This window comes from Adhaeribacter sp. (genome assembly GCF_057359045.1).
Genome location: NZ_JBMQUD010000144.1, coordinates 1 through 2,696 on the forward strand (window position 1 = coordinate 1; position 2,696 = coordinate 2,696).

At 41.1% G+C, this 2,696-nt stretch carries 2 protein-coding genes and 1 pseudogene; 1 reads left to right on the plus strand and 2 read right to left on the minus strand.

The features are described 5' to 3' along the window. Together ACO1R6_RS22345 and ACO1R6_RS22350 are read right to left on the minus strand one after the other, a co-directional pair. Positions 1 to 772: pseudogene (locus tag ACO1R6_RS22345) on the minus strand (sensor histidine kinase); the annotation flags it as partial. Continuing rightward, entirely contained in the window at positions 769 to 1,446 is a 678-nt protein-coding gene (locus ACO1R6_RS22350; protein ID WP_486267486.1) for a response regulator transcription factor, read from the minus strand. The pseudogene ACO1R6_RS22345 and the gene ACO1R6_RS22350, both read right to left, overlap by 4 nt. Before the next feature lie 308 nt (positions 1,447 to 1,754). Between ACO1R6_RS22350 and ACO1R6_RS22355 the strand changes: the two genes are divergently transcribed. Then, positions 1,755 to 2,297, plus strand: a complete 543-nt coding sequence (locus tag ACO1R6_RS22355) for a hypothetical protein (protein ID WP_486267488.1) — start codon at positions 1,755 to 1,757, stop codon at positions 2,295 to 2,297. The last annotated feature ends 399 nt before the right edge of the window (positions 2,298 to 2,696 follow it).

Consider the following 2,696-nt stretch of genomic DNA (forward strand, 5'->3'; position numbering starts at 1 on the left):
GCATAACCGCGGCTATCTGCGTTACCTGGTCGGGGTTTAAATGATTAATCTCGACGAGTAATTCTAATTTATTCAGGCTAATGGCCAGCGGCGTGTGGGGTTCGTGGGCAGCGTTTTCGATAAAATTTTTCTGGCTCACGTAAGTATTTATGTTGCTTTGCAATAATTTCTGAACGGTGTTATTTAACAAATTAAACTCCTCTATATCGGTTTTATCCGGCAAAATGGGTCGGGGTTCGTCTAGCCGGAACTGTTGCAGCCGGTGAAGTAAATTGTAAAAAGGCTGCCAGATTCTTTTCAGCAAAACATTGTTCAGCAACAAAATACTGGATATTAAACCGCCGTACAGCCAAAGCAACGCATACAGTAAATCTTCTATCAGGTCGTCTTCTTCTACCATAGAGGTAATTACCCGCATTTCGTAGTACTTATCATTTTGCCGGAAAACCGTTGTCAGCATTCTTACCGGTTCAAAATCTTCTTCGTTCAGCATGTACATGAGGGTATCCTGGTACACATCGGGGCGATTTTGGGCGGCCGCCACCGGTATTTCCCGAATGCGGTAATACCCTTCGTCGAAAACGGCATGTTTTAAAACGGTGCTATCCTGGGCGGCCTTGTGTATAACCAGCAGCTTTTGGTTTTCCAGGCCATCGTCCATGCTGTCGTAAATTTCGTCGAGCATGTTATAGTAAAAAAGCCCGGCCCACACCAGAATAACCACAAATAATATTCCGGCAAAATAAGCGGTGGTGTAGTTTAATAATTTCATGGGCCCACCAGTTTATAACCGATGCCGTACACCGCCTGAATTTCAATGTTGGCGCGGTGTTCTTTTAATTTCTTGCGCAGGTTTTTAATCTGGGAATAAATAAATTCAAAGCTGTCGGCCTCATCAATGTGGTCGCCCCAAACCCGCTCGGCAATCGCCGATTTGCTCACCAGGCGCTCTTTGTTAGAAACCAGGAAAAGCAAAATATCAAACTCTTTGCGGTTTAAAACTACTTCTTCGCCGGCTACCCAAACCTGGTGTTTATCGAGTTCGATTTGTACGTTCTCGATGGTTAATAGATTATTGCCTTCGAACTTGCGTCGGCGCAACACCGATTTTACCCGCGCGTGCAACTCGGCCATGTGAAAAGGCTTGGCCAAATAATCATCGGCGCCCATTTCTAAGCCGCTAATGCGATCGTCCAGAGAGTTTTTGGCCGAAACAATAATAACGCCATCGGCTTTGTGCTGCTTTTTAAGGTTATTTAGTATATCCAGGCCATTGCCGCCAGGCAAGGTTATATCCAGGAGTATGCAATCATAATCGTAAAGGTTAATTTTTTCAATGCCGGCTTCGTAGGTGGTGGCGGTTTCTACCACGTATTTTTCCTTTTCCAGCGAACGCACAATATTGTCCAGCATATCGGGTTCGTCTTCAATTACCAATATTTTCATGTTACCATTATTTGGCTACAAATACGCAGACAATTCCGGAAAAAGTCTGGAATGTTGTAATAAAATTGTTTTTAGGACAGAGACAGGCAATATTTTAAATCACTTTAACCCACAAACACCCCTTTCCGGACGAATAATTATGCCCCGGCTTACGCGAACCTGGGCAATGCACCACGCGCAAAGAGGTAAAACCCAGTTTGCCATTGCCTCATTAAGCTATAGCAATAAGCTATGTGCTTACCGTTTAACCTTTTTATTTATCTACCTGTATACTAACCAGTTAATTTTATCCTTAAATTTCTTAAACGGTGACGAGGAGCTACATTGAGGTATTTCTGCCGGTATTTATTCTGGGCTTTACCATTTTATTCCTGTTCTGGAATTACAAATTGCACCGTAGCCTAATTTTAGGGTATAACATTGCTGAAGAGGTAAAGCCTATTTGCCAAATCAATGGCAGGTTTCATATTTTAGTGGGCGTAGCGGTTTTGGTTATTGGTATTTACTCTTTTTTGCCCGAATACTATAATCTATTTATACCCATTGCGGTTTTAGACCACCCGTTTATTAACGATGTAGGGCTGTTTATTTTACGTATTGCCTTTTTCTGGCTAATTTCTACTATTATACATACCTACTTTTTATTGCGGAAAATAAAAAAAGAGTCTCCGGAAGAAGATCCTAAATCGCCGCAGGAAGTGTATACTTACGTCCAAAAAATAGTACTCATTGGCGTACTGCTGATGTTAATTGGTTTGTTTGTTACCATTTCCAGCGTATTTGCTTTTATCCTTAGTTTTGCGGGCCTGCTCAATTACCAAAGGTTTTACCCACTGGAAACAACCAAATAAAACCAGTCCGTTTACTGGTAAGCTGAACTTTGTTTATTAGAGTAAGTTTAAATTTAGTAGAATCAGTCCAAATCCGACATTCCCAAAGAATCTTCTGCTTAGGTAAACCATAAGATTTTTGGGAATGACGGAGATTAATGGGCGAAAGCGGCCATTTTATTCCGCTTTTTTAATCGTTTAATAAAATTTAACCACGCTCTAAACTGCCTATTGCCTTCTCTCTTTTAAGCAAATATTTTTTGCGCTTAAATATTGCCGGCACAGGTTAGTAGTCGTGCTCTTTTGGATTATCCAGATTATATATAATTGGTATACGCTATACTGGTAGAGTTGTCATCTTGTAAGAACCTATTGGTTACAAGACCTTACCGGTAAAAAAGTAATAACTTCTTTTACCTA

Coding starts and splice junctions, on each gene's coding strand:
- ACO1R6_RS22350 (WP_486267486.1), bottom strand. CDS start 1,446: ATGAAAATATTGGTAATTGAAGACGAACCCGATATGCTGGACAATATT.